Origin of the sequence: Alkalibaculum bacchi, from assembly GCF_003317055.1 — a bacterium.
GTDB lineage: Bacteria > Bacillota > Clostridia > Eubacteriales > Alkalibacteraceae > Alkalibaculum > Alkalibaculum bacchi.
Map to the genome: position 1 here is coordinate 14,200 of NZ_QNRX01000019.1, position 18,905 is coordinate 33,104.

Consider the following 18,905-nt stretch of genomic DNA (forward strand, 5'->3'; position numbering starts at 1 on the left):
AAATTAAGCAATAAAAAAAGTGATCAATTTAAATTTAATGATTGATCACTTCCACATTATCTTCTATATATTTTTCAGGCTTTGATATAGTCTCAACATTGCTCAAATTAATTAATGTGCCATTGCAAGGATCTTTTAAAAACCTTATTCCCATAGTTTTATCATTGTCAAATACGAAGCTTTTTAAAACATCATTGTAAAATTGAACAGCTTCTTCTTCAGTACGAAAAATGATAGCTCTCTCTTTATTCGATAACATTTCAATCTTACAATACCACATTTTTGTACTCCTTTGTTTTTAGATGATATATATCTTCCTGGCTTACAACATAAAACTGGATATTTGAAAACCAATTTTCTTTAAACTCCATATTATTACCTCTTTTCATATTTTTAATTTATCATCCTTAATAGATTTTCCTCTGCCCGCTGAAGCCTAAGAAAAGGATTTTTATCTACATTTTTTTCAATAATTTTTTTATTGTATATATCTTTAACATGCAAACAATTATAATTATTTTACAAGTTTATGTCTTTGTTTATGCAACGTTCAGGCCTTGAGTTGCCACCTTATTAAGAGTATGCTCCCCATTTTATATAATGGATCTTGGCAAAACTCCCTTTGCTTCATCAATAGTTTCAAACAGTGGTTTCTGTTTTATTGGTCATGGCAAAGGCTCTTAAATGAGACTGATTTCTGGCTTGTATCAGCAACCTAAAACATAATTTTAATATTATGTTTTGTACTTAGTAAAGACACCTTCTATTGTCTTTTTTACCCTATACTCCTGGTTACCATCCAGGTAACATCTGCGAAGGATACAGATGCAGTACGTCACTATATTCGATTTTCAAATAACCAAAATATGCTTTGCAAATATTTCAAAAAACTATTTGCATATTAAAAATATATACACTTTATTTTATTAAATAGGCATTCTTACTTTTTTACTGTTTTTTGTGGGATATAATGGTGAATCAATACGCTTTCGTTTCGCTATAATATATCCTTCGCTGTCTGTGCAATTACGAATATATCTAAATAACTTATTAAGTTGTACTACCTTTTTTGTTCCTATATGTATAAAATCTCCACTAAAATCTATTTTTACATAAATCTCTCCACTTAATGTTAGTACCTGCCAACATTTTTCTTTAACGTCATACTCTGACCAACCAGCATAGGTTCTGTCTTTCTTTAATGATTTTGTAAATGCTTGTTCCAATATGGTTCCTCCTTTGAAAAATAATCTTGTTCAAAATAAAAAGGTAGTAGCCTTAAAGCTACTACCTATCTCTTAAGCGACAAAATCCCCACATATATAAAAAATGAAACTTTGTTTCTTTGTAAAAAAAAATAGTTATTGTATATTCTATTTTACAAAAAAGTTTCTTTTTTATATAATGATAAGTGGTTACTTTTGTAACCAAAGAGAGAGCTAAAGTAGCATCAACAGGTCCTTGTTAATGTTACGAATGTATAAAAAATTGGCGTTTTTTATACATTCACTCTTTCCTTGTATTAATATAATTATCGCACACTTTTATCAAACATTCAATACATATTTATTGTACACTTGATAAATATTTATCTATTATTTTTCAAACTGATATTTTACATGATCTTTTATTTTTAAATTTATTTCTGTATCTTTAGTTTTTGAAAAATCTTCTCCATTCTCTAGTGCTTTTACATATTCATCATAATTGACAGGTGTAAAATATATTTTTTCTTCATCTTCTGTGATAACATAACTTTCCCCTTCCCTGGGAGCGAAAGAATCATCTATATCTCCATAAATTTCTTCTGCTGTGAGTGTAAAAAGATTATAATCTCCAATTTTTTCTCCAGTATCTGAAACTTTTGCAACTATATAGTTTGTATCATCCTTAGATTTATCTTTTATAATCCATGTTTGTTCATCCTCGACTTCAATAATTTCTTTAGTTGTAAGTCCCTTAGTAATTTCGTTAGTAGTAACCTTTGCTGGAAAATAAGTTTTTCCAGTTTCTAATACTCCTGCACTTCTCTTTGAACATCCAATAAGTAGAAATGTAAGTATTAATAATAAGAGTATAGTAAACGTTTTTTTATTTAACATAGTAAGTTCACTCCTTTATATAAATATTTATATAAAAAAACTCTATCATAATAACATTGATTATTCAATCTAACTACTTAATAATATTTTTTCTTTTATTGTTCTTACTTGACTTTCATTGATGATTTTGTTTATTTAATCAGATACAATCTTTAACATTAATAGTTATTTTATTAAACAAAGAATTAAACTAAAGATCCCACAGTATTAATAGAGTCTAAATTATTTTCAAAAATGCTATTATATATCATCGTCTGTATGTAGGCTTTATAATTAGTGATCTGAGTACTGGTAGATATTTGCTTATATTTATTTATTAATGTTTCAACATGAAAATATGTAAGCCTACTTATAGCTGCTTGAATAAGTGATTGAGGTTTTCGTTCCCCCTGTATTGTTATCGAGCTACTAAGATACATGTCCATTATATTAAAAACAATCTCTTCTAAAAATTCAGTATCGTTAGGATAAGCTTTCTTAAGATCTTCTATTTCAATTTTTCTATAAATTTTTTCTAATAGATCTTCTATATCAGTCTGTTTAGGTTTGTCTAAAGTACCTAAAGAAGACTGATGATTATATAAAACATTGTTACTTATAAAAGAAGAACTGTTACTTATAGTATGGTCATTTTGCGTATGCCTAATTTGCGTATGCTCAAAACGACCACACGGATTTTCTTCTTTTTCCTCCGTGTAGTCAAAACGACCACACGGATTTTCTTTCTTTTCCTCCGTGTAGTCAAAATGGCCACACGGTTTATTTTCTTCTCCTAGATCTGATTCTTTCTCAGGATTTTCTTCATTCGCTTTTACTTCAATTTTTTTTGGATTCTCAATTAAATTATAAATATTATAAGAAAATTTATTGTTTTCTTTTTTAACTTGCCTGACTTCTACATATCCTAATTGCTTAAGCAAACTAAAATGTTTATAATATCGCTTCACACTAATTCCTAAATCGTCACAGATTTTATCTCGACTTGGAAAAGCAGTAGTGCCAGCTCCTGCATAACTACAAAAATAACTATAGATAGCTTTAGCTTCGATGGTTAATTCACGATCTAGCATGGCCAATTTAGGGATTATTCCATATCCCCTAGCCTTTACCCCTTTAGCTTCTAAAATGTCCCTAAAATTCATAATAGCATCTCCTCGTTGGTAATCAGGATAATAAAAAAAGTCTATGTTCCCATAGACTCTCATCTTTAAAATTGATAATTACAACATTTTCCGTATTGAAATCACATATAATTGTATGATATAATACAATTATAAAAGATATAAATTAAAAGGCTATCTTATGTATTTTTTAAGAAAGTGCTGTTCTTCATCCCAGTGTGAGAGTTGGGCGAAAAGAGTTTATAATAAGGTGCTGGTAACACCCAAACTCTTTAGAAGTAATAGTGCTTTTTTTATTTACCTGCTTATAAATATTTTTTAAATCATCAACATTATACTACAATTTTTTATGTAGTGTCTAGATAATATAATTTTCTTAACCCGTGGATATTTTATAATTATAAACTTATAACGGTATATAATTATAAGATTATATGCATTTTTCTACCTGATTACAGATATTTTACGCTGAAGTTAATATAAATCTTGTTTATTAAAGAAGGTTAAGTATCTTTTTAATAATTAAAAGATCAATATATAATTATATACTTATATAAGTATATAATTATATAATTTTTTAATTATCTTCTTTGCCAATTTCTTTTTCATATAAGTTATTTATAGCAAGATCTACAATTTCGCTTTGATTAAGCTTTTCACCTTGGTTTCTATAATAAATAACTAAGTTCAATAGTTGCTCAATAGAGTGTGTCGATAACTTTAGTGTTTTTTGTTCTTTCTTTATTTCATTCTTACCCTTTACTACTGCTTGATCTTTTTTACTAGAAATATTGTTATTTTCATTTTGATTATCAAAATCATCAAATAAGCCTTGCATTATATTTTTTTTCATTACTATCACTTTGCATGATATAGTCAATAGACTAAAATCATACACTCCCTTCCTTCTTAATTATCTTAATTATTGTTTAGATTAATCTTTTTTAAGTAATTCATCAGCTAAATTTAAATAGTCTTTTGCAGCGTTAGATTTTTTGTTATATTTTAATAATGTAACCCCTTCATCTTGAGAAGTTCTCACTTGGGCATCTGTTCTTATATAAACATTGAAAGTATTATTTCCAAATGCTTCTTTAATTTGTTCAGTAAGAGTTTTTATGCTATTTATTCTCTTATCATACATGGTGATTAAAGCCCCATCAATTTTTAGATCTTTATTTATTTGTTTTCTTATTTTTTTTATGGTATTTACTAAATTTACTGTCCCATTTAATGCAAATGTATTAGGTTCTATTGGGATGATAACGCTATCAGATGCTATTAATGCGTTAATACTCATTATATTAAAAGTTGGAGGACAATCAATTATAACATAATCTATTTCTGCTAAAAAATCGCTTTCATCTATAACTGTTTTTAATCGAGTTTCTTTTCCGTATTCCCCTGCAAGAACTTCTTCTGCCGCTGTTAATTTCACATCAGATGGTACTAAATATAAATTTTTATAATCTAATTGTTTCAAATCAATAATTACATTTTCTATTGGTAGCATATATTTGTAAATATCGTATAGACTTTTTTGAAAATGTTCATTTTCAATTCCGAATCCAGTTGTAAGATTTCCTTGTGGATCGTTATCTATTACTAATACCTTTTTACCTCTTTCTGCTAAGGACGCTGATAAGTTAATTGCAGTTGTTGTTTTTCCAACGCCGCCTTTTTGATTAAAAATACTAATTACTTTCATTAATCATTCACCCCTTCGTAAGTATACAATTCAAAACGTATATAATTATATAAGTTTATAATTATATAATACACTAATTTGAAAACTATTTCAATAAAAAATTATATAATTCATATTAAAGTAAGACATTAGATCTAGCAAGAAGTGTAAACGTGGTTAAAGTGCTACATTAATTCCGCACATACAATTATAAAAGTTTATAATTATAAACTTTTATTTAGTTAAAGTACTACATTAATAATATAGATATTTTCAAAACGCTACCAAGGCCACTAAATTCAAATAGGCGAATACTATTAAAATTTAAGAAAATAAAACATGTATCTCTAAACCAGCTCATAATCCTAGATATTACTGATTTAAGTGAAATACATGTTTATTATATGTTAGTTATAAGATTGTTTTTTTATTCTGGATATTCTATATTTCTTTCAATATATTTGTCTTTATTAATTCTTCAAAAAAATCTTCCCAATCTATATCATTACTTAATGAATAGATTTTATTGCTAGCAATAATGGTATAAAGGTCTATATCGCATCCGCCAAGATTATTAACTTCTGATTTAATAACTTGATCTCTTTCCATATCTTCTAATAAGTCTACAATCATATCTTTAGAATCACTGACCTCGTAGAAATTTCCATTATATAAATAACTCATAATATATCTTCCTTCCCTTATTTTACTTAAATAGTATCACAAGCTAAAATCTTTTAAAACTCCATCAATCTGATCCTGCTCTATCCCTATATAACGAAGTGTTATACTGGCTGAAGAATGTCCAAAAATCATTTGCAGCATTGCTATGTCTTTATATTGCTTATAAAAATGATATCCAAAAGTTTTTCTTAATGTATGTGTACCTATTTCAGTAATTCCTACCTTTTCTGCTGCTTCTGTTAAAATTTCATAGGCACGAACTCTTTTTATATGCCCTCCCTTTTGAGAAGGAAACAAATAATCATTATCATTCATGCCTTGTGTATATTTTTTTATCTCAAATTTCAAATCATTATTGATTAAGAACCTCTTTGTTTTTTTTGTATTTTTTGTTTTTTTCTCTATAAGGGTTATATGATCTCGTCCCAAAACATCTTTTACCTTTAAATCAATAATGTCTGAAATTCTTAATCCTGTATTAATTCCAAAATAAAATAGAAAATAATCTCTATAATTATTTTTTATTAAAATGATTTTCATTTCCTCAATTTTTTCAGGATTTCTTATTGGTTGTACAAAATTCATATTTATCTCCTTTTTATTACAAGTATAATGTACACTAGATAATTTAGTGTACATTATACTTGTAATGCGAAACTAATATCCTCCTTTATTTTCTAATAACCATTGCTTAAACTCAACTTGTGCCTTCGCAAAAGCTAATTCCATATCAGAATTATGTATTTTAATTATTTCTTCACCATGTTTAGGATGGCTTGCTTTATATCCTATGGTAATACACCAATCTACTATAGATGAATGATATATATATAATGCAAAACCATTTTTAAAATTAATTTCATTATAAAACTTTAGAAATGCTTCCATCATATATTCTCCTCTCCTTCCGACACATAGTATTCAAATTTTAAAATAACCTCGGTCTTTTACTGCTAAGTGTATAAGATAATCCTATATTGTCTTTAATATGCTTAATGTGCATATTACCACCAGCAGTATCACCAATAAATATATTTTTGTCTTTATCTAATTGTTGAAGCTCTTCAATTAATTCTGCAACAGTCATATAATTAACCTCCTAGTTTTATAATATTTTAGTATTTATGATTTCAATCTTCTATTTGTATATCTACAACTGCCTTTTTTGATGCTCCAACACAGCGAATTTTCATTTCTAACATATTTTCTGGAATATTATTTACTTTGCCCTTATAAAGGTCTTCAAACATCCCAAACTCTTTATTCTTGACTTTATATATAATTACATCATCTACTATAACAGTTATTAATTCTTTGATTTTCATCCTGCTTTTCATTCTCCTTTTTTTCCACATAATTTACCACCCATTAACACATTTTTATTATATTTTCTTTAGCTGCAAAGTTCTTTTTCTAATACACGTTTCATTTATTTATACATACTAGGAAGTTCTCTAATCCTAACTTTGAGACCATCCATTGGTACGTTTCTATGACCCACTAAATAATAATCATCATTATGTTCTACACTGGTTATAACCCAACGATCATTTTCGTAGAATTCATCATAAATCAAAACTTCTATACCACTCCCACTTGTAAATTCCTTATTTCCTGCTTGATACCTACCCCTATTATTTTTATATAAGAATCCTGTATAAATAATAGATCTGTTTAAATAGTCTATATCTCTCTTTACATTTTCTAATTTTTCTAAAATACCCCTTAATTCGTCTAAAAGAAATAATTGCTCTTCATCTTTACGATCAATGTCTAAACCACTTAAATCATCATAATCCTTATAAGTGGATTCTTTTAGTAGATTGCCGATCGCATTGCTAATGTTGCCAGTATTATTTAGTATTTTTTCTAAATCGTTCATATTGAACCTCTTTTCTTGTATTTTTACCGTTATAAAGACAATTGGAGTTATATTTTAGAGCGTAAAGCTTATAATTCAACATTAAAAGAAAAAGGGGGTAACCTATTTGACAATTAAAATAACGCTAAATATTAATATTTCACTAGTTTATACTGCAATAAATATTATAGCTATAGCATTAATCGGATTGTAATATATGCATATCCTTACATGTATAATTATATATGTTTATAATTATACATGTATATAATTATATATGTTTATAATTATATGAGTATATAAGTATATAAGTGTACACTTGTGTTTTATTATTTGCCTGATTAGATACATTTATACACTATAGTTAAATTTATCATATTACTTTTTCCTATTTTTTTCCTCATATGACCATAGCAATATCTATAAAATCCTTAAACATACTAAATAAATCTGGATCAAATAAGTGATTTTCTTTAACCATTAGAAATAAGGCAGACTTTTTATTCATTGCTTTTCTATAAATCCTATCATTTGTTAAGGCATCAAACATATCTACAATCCTTAAAACCCGTGCTCCTAATGGAATCTCCTTTTCTTTTAACTTATCAGGGTAGCCAGTTCCATTATAATTTTCATGATGATACTTAGATATCAGACAAATTTTCTCGTTATACCCCATTTCTCTTAAAATCATATAAGAGTAAATAGAATGCATCTTAATCTGCTTAAATTCCTCATTAGTTAACGTTGTAGGCTTATTTAATATTCTTTTAGGAATCACAGCTTTTCCAATATCATGTAGAGATCCACAAATAGCGATATCTTCTATCATTTGTTCATGTAAACCAACAAACTTAGCAAATCTACTACTCATTTTTCCCACCCTATAATTATGAAGTTGAAGTTCTTCATCTTCAATACTAAATAATTTTTTTGTAACTATCAATATTTATTATCCTCCGTTATTTCATAATTGCTAAATGTTATGTATGATTTAATCATACATTTAGATATGTTATGTATGATTATATAGTAAAAAAATATTTTGAAAACAGTATATTCTATGTTAAACCACTGGTATGAAAAGAGTTGGACCATTTTTCCAAAACCGAACAAAATATCCATTGTGTATGATTTTTTATATTTATTAAATATTTTTATTTATGTTACTCACCTCTTTTTAATTTTTATAATATTTCTGATCCATCAATTCTTACTACATATAATTCCCAAGGGCAAGCATATTTTTTATTTAAAAGAATAAACCCCTTCGTCTAAAAGAAATTCTGATGTAACGTTTGCAACTTCAAATGGAATTACTTTATAACCATTAGCAATGAGCCATATTGTACGAGTAATACCGTTCTGGAATCCGATGCATGGTAATGTCGCACAGCTTAACAATGCAATTTCGGCTACTGGTACAGGGTCTTTATCTCCACGAGAAAAACCTTCTTCGGCATATTTGAATTTATAGTCTTGTCTTAATTCGTACTCACTTGCATTAGCGTATTTACTATGTTCATCATAATTGTTTCTAATCCAATATTTTTTTAAAGTATCTACCTTAACAAAAGCGAGTTGACAATTTTCCTTATAAGAATATGGATACCGCATAAAAACCACTTTATTATCTCCATTTATTAATCTTATAACAATTCTATTATCATGAAGGATTAAGTTTATCATTTCTTACCCCCCTTTCGATTTTTTAGACTTGTTTTAAATTTCATGACCTGATATTGCAAAAACTTCCATGTCATCACCTTCAGATAACTTATCTGATATACTGAATTTTTGACCATCTTCATAACCTTTTTTATAAATTTCCATATGCCCCTGAAAAGAAGTATTAGTATTTATTGTTCCTGCAAATGATTTACTTTTTTCTGAATATGCTTGAATAACTTCACTGTCTTTCATAAGAACTAACCCCCATTCTTGATTAGTTTCTTTCTGTTTCTCAAATTTATCTTCCAAACCTTCTATAAAACCCAAGGCGTAATCGTTTTCGATCCCCTTTGTACTACATCCCTTCCTTACCGCTTGATATCTTAATTTTTTAACCACGCTATTAATACAGTCAATAGCATATTCTAAAACGATATTACAAACTATAGCATCCTCTTCTCTTCCAAAAAAGGTAATTGTATGAGTACCCTGAGTGTAAAAAAAGAAATAGCAACCGAAATTATCTGCAATAAGCCTTGCTAAATGTGATTTCCACTTTGCCTTTGTAAAAGTGACTTTACTCGTTTGTTCTTTTATATCACTATTATAAGATTTGAATTCTTTAACTTCCCTGAGAGTGAGTTTATGTTTAATAAGCAGCTCTTGAGTTTTTAACATTGCCACCTGTGCTTCATATTCATTACTACTTTCACTTAATGCTAATAACTTTTTTATCTTCTCAACAACATTTATATCCATTATCCTCTATCTCCTTCTCAGCACCTACTGTATATTATTTATCTAATAATATTCCCAATATGACTTTGGTAAAAGGATAAGGATCATTACCATTTTCACCAAACAATCCACTGATTATATCTGAAATAAAAACAATTGGAAGCATAAGCAAAAGCAGAGGAAATAACAAAAGACGGGCAAGAAAGCTCTTATGTTTAATACCATTCCTTAGATCCTCCATATAGCGATTACTTGAAAGGTAACTTATAGCCTTCATAATAAGCATTGTCAATTTTAAAGATAAAACCAAAAATATGGACATCAGTATGGAAATTATAAAAATAAGAATCATTCGAATGGGTATTATCGTTTGCATTTCATTTAGTATTTCTTTTAATAAATGCATAATCATCATCCTCCCTAACGTACTACAGTGAAATCTTAGTTTTTTATAACACTAACATACTTATAGGCCTTTTCGTATCAATTCAAGAATGGCAGCAGTCCTTGTAGTTATACCATTTTCCTTTTGATAATTATTAATCTTTTCTAAAATCACTTTAGGCATACGTATCTCTACACGCTCCTTATTATCCTTCATTATTTATCACCTCTCACTTACTAAACAGATTTTATTAATTCAAACTCAAATATCTATTGTACAAAGATTACTCAATATCTATGCTTAATGTTTGATCTAACTCTTTATACTTAAGATAAAGGTTAATAGATTTTTCGTTGTTTTCTATTTTTATTTCATCAAAGTTTTCTATTTGCTTTAGTCCAAGTTCAAGTTCCTTTTTATCTAGAGTTGTTAAAGAACCCTCTTTTTCTATAATTCGAGCATATTTTAAAAGAATAATTTCTGCATCAACTAAACTTTCTTCAAATATACGCTCATTTCGAGTCTGTTCATATTTAGAAAACCATGGCATAAGTAAAAGAAGCAAAATACAACTAATAACCACGAGTAAAAAACCGATTTTCGCTTGTTTTTTTCGACTTTCAGGATCATAATACATTTAGAATCACCTTCCTATTTGTTTTTTATATTGCTTTATTTTCTTTATACGTTTTTTTCCTTCTGATCAAGTAGTTAATTTTATTTGCTCCATAATTATAGGTCCCGTAAATTTGAGTCCAGACTCATCTTCAACTTCATATAATTCTTTTCTTTGTAATGCAATATGTTTACTTGTAAATGCCCCAATAAATTGAGATCCCCTGTATAATTCCCAGGGACAAAAGTTTTTTCTGTCTTTATTATAAGTAATAGAAAACATAAAAAAACATCCTCTCCAATCTAAATAAACTAATAGAAAAGCTATCCATATCCAGGTGAATATAAATTTTCACAGGCGAATCAAGCAGCCATTCATTTGCGTTTTATTATCTATAAGATTTTAATTTGGCACCCCTGTAACCATTTTTCTATAAGTTTAACTCTTCTTTTACCAATAATTTTTTTTATAGTTGGATTAAACTCTGTTGCTTTAAATAGCTTATCCCCTTCATGGTTTTCCCAATAATGAATAAGCTCTCTTGCTTCTTTTTCTGTGATTTTCCTAGACCAATAGCCATCGCATAAATATTTTATTTGCTCGGCCATGTCTTTCACTGTTTTAGGATTCTTTAATATCTCTTGCATCTCGTACCTCATTAACACCTTTTACTCCCCTTTTACCCCTATTTTACACTTTTGAATTTTTCTAAGAAAAAATATAAATAAGACATCCTAGTGCAATGAACACAGCAAAGAAATTTATGACAAACTTAAATATGAATAGGCAAAAGCTAAATATATACTTACCGCCTTTAATAAGAAGAAATAAAAATATTGGAGTAATTATAATATAGTGTAATGATGCTAAGAATGCTTTAGCAAGTAAAAGAAAGAGTAGAATTCCTATAATCGAAATGAGAAAGAACATTTTTCCCGAAACCTTTTTCTTGATCCCCTTATTTGTAGGGTCTATTATTTTACTTGTTTCCATAGCTGATCCTCCTTTATTAGAATATCGGATAATCTATCGACTAATTAACTTACTATAATTATACTATTACAGTGACGTACCGTCAACCGTTTTTAATTAATTATTTACACTACTATTAGATAGATTAACCAAGAAATTATCTGATTAATAAAGGGAAACTTCTAATGCGTTTCCCCTCTGCTACGCATTCACCCTTTCCTATAGTACCTAATGCAAAACATAGAAAGACTCACTTCACTTCGTTACGTTCCCTATTCTACGTTTCACATCAGGTTTACTTACTAAATATATAATTTTTGTGATAAAATTACGAATACTCTATTGACTTTTATGTTTGATTTGTTATGCTCTGGTAGGTTTAGTTAGGAAATTTGGACGCAGGTATCCTGCTGAAAATTTTGAATATAAAATTCAACAAAAATACCTGTTTACAAAAAAATATGCTCCGTATAGGATGAGCTGAGGTTTCTTCGCACTCGCTTACATCTAGTTTTTTTCATTCACTAGTAGAAATCGTATCTTTATAAGAAAGATTCGTTCATTACTGCCCCAACTCTGACGATTTCTAGTATCTCTACCAGTATTACTCCCCCGAACCAAAGAGTTTTTATTGTGGGTATGGTGTCCTCCCTCCCCACTGACGATAAAGCCATACAAGCGAAATATAAGCCTTACCGAAACGATTTTTTGCATTGGCTCGTCCACACCTAATTATTGTTTTAATAATGATCTTAACAATAGCTTAAAAAGACCATAGAGCCTAAATAAGCATCAAAAATACCCTAGGTATCTGATACCTAGGGTATAATATTCCTCAAATTACCACAGCTAAACTTAAGTTTTTATCTTGTCATACCTCTTATACTTTGCTATAATATGGGTATAATAAAATAAGCAGCTTTGGTTGTGGGTTATCCCATTGCTTCTAGGTATCTCTGTTTTACCTTAAGTACTTTTAATATGCTTTCAACATAATAAAAGAACTGAAGCTCTACACCGTCTTAACGACGGTTTTTTTATTATTTAATTTTTAAAAGAATAAAACTTTAGTATTATTGTACAGTTATTTCTGCTTTGTTTCAACAAAATTCTTCCATATTTTATTTTTATTTATTATGATTAATAGATTATTTGTTTTCTTGATTATTATTTTCTATTATTATTTGTTTTCCATCAAAACTAATAATTAAGTTTCTAGCATTCTTACCTAATCCCATCGATCTTATCCAGGTAGTAGGTAAGGAAACCCTAAATGATTCGCTACCACTCCCCCCCTTTGTTGCTATTAACTTCACATATCTTTTTTCCAATATAAACTCTCCAGTGTATGTTAAATATTTTATTCTAATTCCAAGCTCATTTTACCACCACCTAGACGTACCGTCAACTAATTTTCATAAATTTATATAATAAAGTGTTCAAAAAGCAGGCATTGAGATAATTTTCATTGGAGGTGTATAGTTAAAGTAGTAAATGAAGGATGAATATGTTGCCTAAAGCTTTACTTTAAGAATGATAAAGTAAAAGTATGAATAGTACTCTAAAATAACAAGAAGTGGATAAAGAAATATGGATCTTTTAATTTTTATACATTTTATTCATAGTCTAAGTAATATCGGCCTGTATATTTACCATTTAAGAGTTCTTATTTATTATTTGGATAAATAGTATATTATAAGATAAAAAGAGCAGAAATAAGCTATTTCTGCTCTTAGGATTAAAAACGATTATTTACCATCTTTAATAGTATAAATCGTGCTTCTGGATATATTTAATAATTCAGCAATCCTCTTTATGGGAACATCTTCTTCCAGCATAGCAAGTACTGTAAAATAAGTTTCACGATCTTTTGGATCTTCAGCATAAGGTGAATATTTCTTTCTTCTTCCAGAACCCTTCATATTTTTTGCTTTTGCTATAAGTTGACCTCTGGCCTGCCTTTTTATAATATCTTTTCTTTCTTTATCCTTTACCCATTTTAAAGTAGCAATAAGTTGTTTTTTATTAATATTAATACCCTGAAAACAATGATCTAGTATTTCAATTTGAACTCCCTTTGCATCTATTACTTCAAGAACCTTTATAATATCACTTAAAGATTCGCCCAATTCGCTAAGACCTAAAACAACAATGGTATCGTTTTTTCTCAATTCATTAATAGAACTCAATAAAGTATTTTTAAAATATTGCTGTATATCCTCATTTTTATTGTTTTTTTTATCCTTATTATCTTCATCTTGATTTTGAAAAACTTCAATAATAATGTTTTCAACATTAGCTTTCTTCATCTTATTAATTTGTCCATCATCAGATGTAGAATTAAGTTCATGTTTATTTTGATTGTTTCTAATGTACCCTATCCTCATTTGTTAAAACCCCTTCTTATTAATAAGTTGTCAGTTCAAATATGTCATTACAAAAACAAAGATATTATAGTTTATGTGAGTAAAAATAGGTACCTTAATATCTTTTGCTGCTTTATAAAAATAAGAGTAAATTAATCCATTTATAAGATAAGGTAAGAAAAACGGATCTAAGTGCATAAAAGAAAATATTATATTTGAAAAAAAAATAGCTTTTATTTTTCCTAAAATATCCTCAAACATATATGGAATATACTTTCTAAATATTAATTCTTCCACTAATGGAGAAAGAAAAAGGGGAAGGACTAATCTTATAAAATTAAGTTCTATATTTGCATTAATAATATTGGTACTTTCCACACTGATAGGCATAATGGTCCTGAAATAAGCAAAACCCAAACTAATGATTATTACAAGGAAGGTCCCCTTGATAACAGCAAAAAACTTATTTTTTTCACTATATATTCTATTCAACAGAAGTTACCTTTCTATTCATTTATAATTAAACTATTTTTTATTATCATAGTCAAACTGAATTTTCCCATCTATTAAAACAAGATAAGCATCAAACTTTTTTCCTTGTTTAGATGTAAAGCCTTTAATTAAAGAAGTTTTCCCCTTATTTAAAAGTTGTTTTACATTGTTTTCTGTAATTGTTTTTGATAATATACTTTTAAATATTATAAATGAATCACTTTCGTTTTCTCTCTTAAAGCATTTATATACCTTTTTTTCTACTCTTACTAAATAATCACCTACTTCTATCTTATCATTATTTTTTATTCTTTGTATTTTATCAGCATTAATCTCTTTACTTTTTAACTCATTTAATGTTTTCACAATGAATTCATTGATATTGCCTAAAAATCCTTTTTGTGATTTTTCTCCAGTACCTATTTTTTTCAAATATTCTTCCCATCTTGCTGTCATTTCAGGGCTTCCTAAAAGGAGATCTTTTGTCATATCATATAAAAGCGATCCTTTTTCTGTAGGATATAGCTTCGTTTTCTCAACTTTAATGTACTCTCGATCAATTAGGGTTTTTACAATAGAAGAACGTGTTGCAGGAGTACCTAGGCCTAGTTTATCCATCATTCCATTTTTCCCGCCTAAAGTAGCTTCTGTTAGTCGTGTAGGCGGTGTTGTTTTTCCTTCTTCTAATTTAGTCGTGAATACGACTTTTTCTCCCTCAAAAAATTCGGGCAATGTTGTAGTTTTATCAGTTTCCGTTTCTTCTTCAATATCTATTTTTTCGATATTCGTCCACCCAGCTTTTTTAGGTATGTTCCCTTTTGCTGTAAATTGAATACCGTTAACATCTATTTCAACAATCGTTGATTCATAAACATAATTCTCAGCGAACATAAGGATAGTGTTCTTAACGACCGCCTGGTAAATATTTTTCTGAGCTTCATTCAAAGTAGACAAATCAGGAATGTTTTCAGTAGGAATAATCGCATAGTGTTCCAACACCTTAGCATCATTAACATATTCTTTTCTAGCTTCCATATTCCCATTATTAAAACTTACTCTGATAGCCTGTTTATAGCTTTCCAGATTGGTTTTTAGGTACTCAAATTCGTTAGTAGTAATTAAATCACAGTCTGTTCTAGGGTAGGAGAGATACCCTTCTTGATACAAGCTTTGAATGATTTTTAGGGATTGATCTAAACTATATTTCCATTTTTTATTAGCATAGCTTTGTATACCGCCAAGATTAAATAGTTTTGGAGACTTCTTCTCTTTCATTTCTTTTTTAACAGATTTAATAACTGTCTGTACTGGTTGATTTAAGTTATAACGACTCATCACTTCCATCAGTTCTGACTTGTTTTTATATTTTGTATCATTAATAAACTTCGCTGATTTACCACCTTTTGGTATATCCCCAAAGAGCTTATAGAACGTTTCTTCTTTAAAGTTCCGAATTGCTAAATCATTTTCTACGACAATACTATTTGTAGGTGTTTGCACTCTACCAAGGGAATATATGTCTTTTAACCCTCTTGATTGTACTAACAAGGTAAAGAATTGAGTAAAATTCATTCCTATTAAATAATCGCTGATTTGCCTTGTTTGAGCTTCTTTGTAATAATTAAATGTTTCCTTGCTATCACGTAAGTTTTGAAAACCTCTTTGAATTTCCTTATCGACCATGCTATTAATCCACAATCTTTTTTTAGGTGTATTTTTGACTTTAGAAGAGCATTTTGAAAAAATAGAATAAGCAATGTTTTCACCTTCTCTATCTGGATCCGTTCCAATAATAATTAAGTCAGCTGCATCTATTTGCTTTTTAACATTATAAAATTGATCTTTCGTAGTATTGGTAACTTCGTAAATCATTTTTTCTGGCTGGAAAGGTAGATTATCCATATTCCACTTTTTGTACTGCTCCCCGTACTTATCCATAGATGATAAGCCTACCAAATGCCCAATTCCCCATGTTACTATTACTTCTCCATTTAAGATAGAAGTATCTACTTCGTAATACCCTTTTCCTCTTTTGGCCTTTCCAAGTGCATTTGCATATTTTTTTGCTTGATCTGGTTTTTCTGCTAGTATAACTATTTTCATTTATAAGAACTCCTTTTAAACAATAAAAAATAACTGTACAAAATTCCGTACAGTTATTAATCATTGCCTTTCCATCTTATTTTTTATATAATCCATTTTAAATTTTTGATCTATCTTCATTTCTTTGTTTTTTTCATTCTCATTCATATCTTTATCTAGGTTTAAATCCTTATCTACTTCTATATCTATATTTAAGTTTAAACTTTCTAAATCATGATTTCCACCTAATACTAAGTTTTCAGTAAAACAATCTAAAAAATAAGGATTTTGCCATTTTTTCAGACAATTATCTCTAACTAATGCATCTCGAAAATATCTAGAATGTTTTTCAAACATAGTATTATCTATATCAAAACCTAAATCTCTAAAATACTCTATCGCAAAAACTGCACTTGTACGAGTATTCCCTTCCCTAAAGGGATGAATTTGCCATAAATTTGATATGAACGCCATGGCTGACTTAGCCTTTTCTTCTTGTTTTAATAACGAATAATCTTTTTTCGATTCTTCCTCAAAGTCAATTTCAAAAGCTGCATCTAACATATTCCATGATTCATAGAAAACAGAAGCACCATTTAACACTGGTTCACTCTTTGAAATATTAACCTCTCTAAACCTCCCTACAGGATACTGAAAGGTATCAATTCCCGAAAACAAGTGAGCATGGATCTGTTTTAACCTTCTTGTACTAATTTCAAAAGGCCTGGGTTGTGACAACCATTCAGCAATGCGGACAGATACTTTGTCTGCTTCTTCATTCTCTTTATTCGCTTTATCAGATGAATAATACTTATCTAGTTCTTCCTTAATTTCTGAATAGGTTTTCTTTCCCTCGATTTCTTCTTTTGACAATTCAACAAGGTATTCGGAAGGTGTTAATCCATCTATTTTTTGTAGTCCAAAACTAGCTTTCCATAAATCTTTTTTATATTCTTTTGGATTGTTATAATTCACTTCCTCATATGGTCTATCTTCTCCAAACACTAGTAATACCTACCTTTCTTTGATAGTCTAATATATTAATTATAACATATATTCTAGCAGCACTTAATCGTCACTTTCTAATAAACAATATATTACCCTATTCTATTTAATATTTATTAAAGAACTTTAACTGATCATTCCAATCCCACTTTTGGGCCAAAGTTGAATTTAAAGGTATCTCCGTAATGATATTATAATTTGCTTTTTTCTCCTTTAAAATTTCTATCGTATGAATGATAAAATTCATTGCAGCTATATCGTTATCTACACAGAGCGAAATGTTGATATTACCTTTATCTAGTAATTTTTCGGTTTTATCTATATAATTCAAGATAACACCGTATTTTAGACCCTCCATGCTAATTAAATGAACATCTTTCAACGATTTCTTATTTAAAGTTGCATAGCTTAATAAATCAATAGATGATTCAAAAAACTTTAAGTTTTTGGGTTTTCCGATCAAAATGTTAAAACCATGATCTGAAATTGAGTTCTCCTGGATACTTTTCCAATAACCACGCTTTAATTTGTCAGACTTTATAGTCCCTTGTTCACTGCAACCTACTATTTTTTTGTTATCCTTCCATAAAAATAATACATTATTATATTTATCTTGTTTAATTAATCCTTCTTGGTGCAAATCATCTACTATCTTCGGGTCTATTTTTCTTTCATTAATAAGGTAATTCCTAGCTTTGTAGAATGAAGAGACTTCTTTATCTTTCGCATATACAAATGATTTAGCAGTAAATTTTTCTTTTATATGAAGCTTATAATTGATATTATTAGATAAATCTATCCCTTCTTTTGCACCTCCTATTAACCTTTGCATAGCTTCTCTAAAACTTACCCCTTCAAACTCTTGTATGAAGTTGATAACATTTCCGCCAATGCTCCTACTATTCCAGTAGAATAAGTTGTTCTTTTTATCTATAACGCAACTATCATGATCGACTAAGCGATAATAACGCTCGCTATTCTTAATAATCCCTATATTGTTTCTAAGACAATAATCTACTATATCTATTAATTGGGCTTGATTAATTTCTTTTTGAGAATAGATTTTACCCACCTCCCCTAGAGTTTAAGAAGGATAAACCTTAAATAAAGGATTGTTTTTAAT

28 protein-coding genes are annotated in these 18,905 nt (G+C 28.5%); all 28 read right to left on the reverse strand.

Annotated features, from left to right (window positions below; translation table 11 throughout):
- Positions 1–34: 34 nt before the first annotated feature.
- Positions 35–280 carry a hypothetical protein gene (locus DES36_RS12305; RefSeq protein WP_113921509.1) on the reverse strand — a complete coding sequence of 82 codons (246 nt, stop codon included), beginning with the start codon at positions 278–280 and terminating at the stop codon, positions 35–37.
- Positions 281–926: 646 nt separating this feature from the next.
- A complete protein-coding gene (locus tag DES36_RS12310) occupies positions 927–1,226 on the reverse strand; it encodes a hypothetical protein (protein ID WP_113921510.1) in 300 nt (99 codons plus the stop codon).
- Positions 1,227–1,595: 369 nt separating this feature from the next.
- Positions 1,596–2,102 (reverse strand): hypothetical protein, encoded by a 507-nt coding sequence (locus DES36_RS12315; protein ID WP_113921511.1) that lies wholly within the window; start codon positions 2,100–2,102, stop codon positions 1,596–1,598.
- Positions 2,103–2,287: 185 nt separating this feature from the next.
- Entirely contained in the window at positions 2,288–3,244 is a 957-nt protein-coding gene (locus tag DES36_RS12320) for a helix-turn-helix domain-containing protein (RefSeq protein WP_170128294.1), read from the reverse strand.
- 556 nt (positions 3,245–3,800) lie between these two features.
- Entirely contained in the window at positions 3,801–4,076 is a 276-nt protein-coding gene (locus DES36_RS12325) for a hypothetical protein (protein ID WP_113921513.1), read from the reverse strand.
- Positions 4,077–4,157: 81 nt separating this feature from the next.
- On the reverse strand, positions 4,158–4,931 hold the full coding sequence (locus tag DES36_RS12330; RefSeq protein WP_113921514.1) for a ParA family protein: 774 nt from the start codon (positions 4,929–4,931) through the stop codon (positions 4,158–4,160).
- Positions 4,932–5,351: 420 nt separating this feature from the next.
- On the reverse strand, positions 5,352–5,594 hold the full coding sequence (locus tag DES36_RS12335; RefSeq protein WP_113921515.1) for a hypothetical protein: 243 nt from the start codon (positions 5,592–5,594) through the stop codon (positions 5,352–5,354).
- A gap of 36 nt (positions 5,595–5,630) precedes the next feature.
- Positions 5,631–6,179 carry a tyrosine-type recombinase/integrase gene (locus tag DES36_RS12340; RefSeq protein ID WP_113921516.1) on the reverse strand — a complete coding sequence of 183 codons (549 nt, stop codon included), beginning with the start codon at positions 6,177–6,179 and terminating at the stop codon, positions 5,631–5,633.
- Positions 6,180–6,251: 72 nt separating this feature from the next.
- Complete coding sequence (locus tag DES36_RS12345; RefSeq protein ID WP_146953646.1) at positions 6,252–6,485, reverse strand: hypothetical protein; 234 nt, start codon at positions 6,483–6,485, stop codon at positions 6,252–6,254.
- A gap of 37 nt (positions 6,486–6,522) precedes the next feature.
- Positions 6,523–6,681 (reverse strand): hypothetical protein, encoded by a 159-nt coding sequence (locus DES36_RS14915; RefSeq protein WP_170128295.1) that lies wholly within the window; start codon positions 6,679–6,681, stop codon positions 6,523–6,525.
- Between the two features lie 43 nt (positions 6,682–6,724).
- The gene (locus DES36_RS12350) at positions 6,725–6,949 is read right to left on the reverse strand and encodes a hypothetical protein (protein ID WP_242981768.1); all 225 of its coding nucleotides are present in this window, start codon (positions 6,947–6,949) and stop codon (positions 6,725–6,727) included.
- A gap of 74 nt (positions 6,950–7,023) precedes the next feature.
- On the reverse strand, positions 7,024–7,476 hold the full coding sequence (locus tag DES36_RS12355) for a DUF5348 domain-containing protein (protein ID WP_113921518.1): 453 nt from the start codon (positions 7,474–7,476) through the stop codon (positions 7,024–7,026).
- 379 nt (positions 7,477–7,855) lie between these two features.
- Entirely contained in the window at positions 7,856–8,401 is a 546-nt protein-coding gene (locus tag DES36_RS12360; protein ID WP_113921519.1) for an HD-GYP domain-containing protein, read from the reverse strand.
- A 302-nt stretch (positions 8,402–8,703) separates the two neighbouring features.
- Positions 8,704–9,144 (reverse strand): plasmid fertility inhibition factor family protein, encoded by a 441-nt coding sequence (locus DES36_RS12365; protein ID WP_113921520.1) that lies wholly within the window; start codon positions 9,142–9,144, stop codon positions 8,704–8,706.
- Between the two features lie 33 nt (positions 9,145–9,177).
- Positions 9,178–9,885: a DUF2786 domain-containing protein gene (locus DES36_RS12370; RefSeq protein WP_113921521.1), complete on the reverse strand. Its 708-nt coding sequence runs from the start codon at positions 9,883–9,885 to the stop codon at positions 9,178–9,180.
- 34 nt (positions 9,886–9,919) lie between these two features.
- A complete protein-coding gene (locus tag DES36_RS12375) occupies positions 9,920–10,270 on the reverse strand; it encodes a hypothetical protein (RefSeq protein WP_113921522.1) in 351 nt (116 codons plus the stop codon).
- A gap of 60 nt (positions 10,271–10,330) precedes the next feature.
- Positions 10,331–10,465, reverse strand: a complete 135-nt coding sequence (locus DES36_RS15195) for a ribbon-helix-helix domain-containing protein (protein WP_242981769.1) — start codon at positions 10,463–10,465, stop codon at positions 10,331–10,333.
- 67 nt (positions 10,466–10,532) lie between these two features.
- Positions 10,533–10,886 (reverse strand): hypothetical protein, encoded by a 354-nt coding sequence (locus DES36_RS12380; RefSeq protein ID WP_113921523.1) that lies wholly within the window; start codon positions 10,884–10,886, stop codon positions 10,533–10,535.
- 66 nt (positions 10,887–10,952) lie between these two features.
- Complete coding sequence (locus tag DES36_RS12385) at positions 10,953–11,147, reverse strand: hypothetical protein (protein ID WP_113921524.1); 195 nt, start codon at positions 11,145–11,147, stop codon at positions 10,953–10,955.
- Positions 11,148–11,257: 110 nt separating this feature from the next.
- Positions 11,258–11,512, reverse strand: coding sequence for a TIGR04540 family protein (locus DES36_RS12390; protein ID WP_170128296.1), 255 nt, complete (start codon positions 11,510–11,512; stop codon positions 11,258–11,260).
- Between the two features lie 61 nt (positions 11,513–11,573).
- Positions 11,574–11,858, reverse strand: coding sequence for a hypothetical protein (locus DES36_RS12395; RefSeq protein ID WP_113921526.1), 285 nt, complete (start codon positions 11,856–11,858; stop codon positions 11,574–11,576).
- 486 nt (positions 11,859–12,344) lie between these two features.
- Positions 12,345–12,551 (reverse strand): hypothetical protein, encoded by a 207-nt coding sequence (locus DES36_RS14650; RefSeq protein WP_146953648.1) that lies wholly within the window; start codon positions 12,549–12,551, stop codon positions 12,345–12,347.
- Between the two features lie 434 nt (positions 12,552–12,985).
- Positions 12,986–13,168 carry an AbrB/MazE/SpoVT family DNA-binding domain-containing protein gene (locus DES36_RS12400; protein WP_113921527.1) on the reverse strand — a complete coding sequence of 61 codons (183 nt, stop codon included), beginning with the start codon at positions 13,166–13,168 and terminating at the stop codon, positions 12,986–12,988.
- Between the two features lie 417 nt (positions 13,169–13,585).
- Positions 13,586–14,224, reverse strand: coding sequence for a recombinase family protein (locus DES36_RS12405; RefSeq protein WP_113921528.1), 639 nt, complete (start codon positions 14,222–14,224; stop codon positions 13,586–13,588).
- A gap of 30 nt (positions 14,225–14,254) precedes the next feature.
- Positions 14,255–14,695, reverse strand: a complete 441-nt coding sequence (locus DES36_RS12410) for a CPBP family intramembrane glutamic endopeptidase (protein WP_113921529.1) — start codon at positions 14,693–14,695, stop codon at positions 14,255–14,257.
- A 33-nt stretch (positions 14,696–14,728) separates the two neighbouring features.
- Complete coding sequence (locus tag DES36_RS12415) at positions 14,729–16,798, reverse strand: type IA DNA topoisomerase (protein WP_113921530.1); 2,070 nt, start codon at positions 16,796–16,798, stop codon at positions 14,729–14,731.
- A 60-nt stretch (positions 16,799–16,858) separates the two neighbouring features.
- Positions 16,859–17,782, reverse strand: coding sequence for a Fic family protein (locus DES36_RS12420; protein ID WP_113921531.1), 924 nt, complete (start codon positions 17,780–17,782; stop codon positions 16,859–16,861).
- A 106-nt stretch (positions 17,783–17,888) separates the two neighbouring features.
- Positions 17,889–18,854, reverse strand: coding sequence for a DUF3991 domain-containing protein (locus DES36_RS12425; RefSeq protein WP_113921532.1), 966 nt, complete (start codon positions 18,852–18,854; stop codon positions 17,889–17,891).
- Positions 18,855–18,905 lie beyond the last annotated feature (51 nt).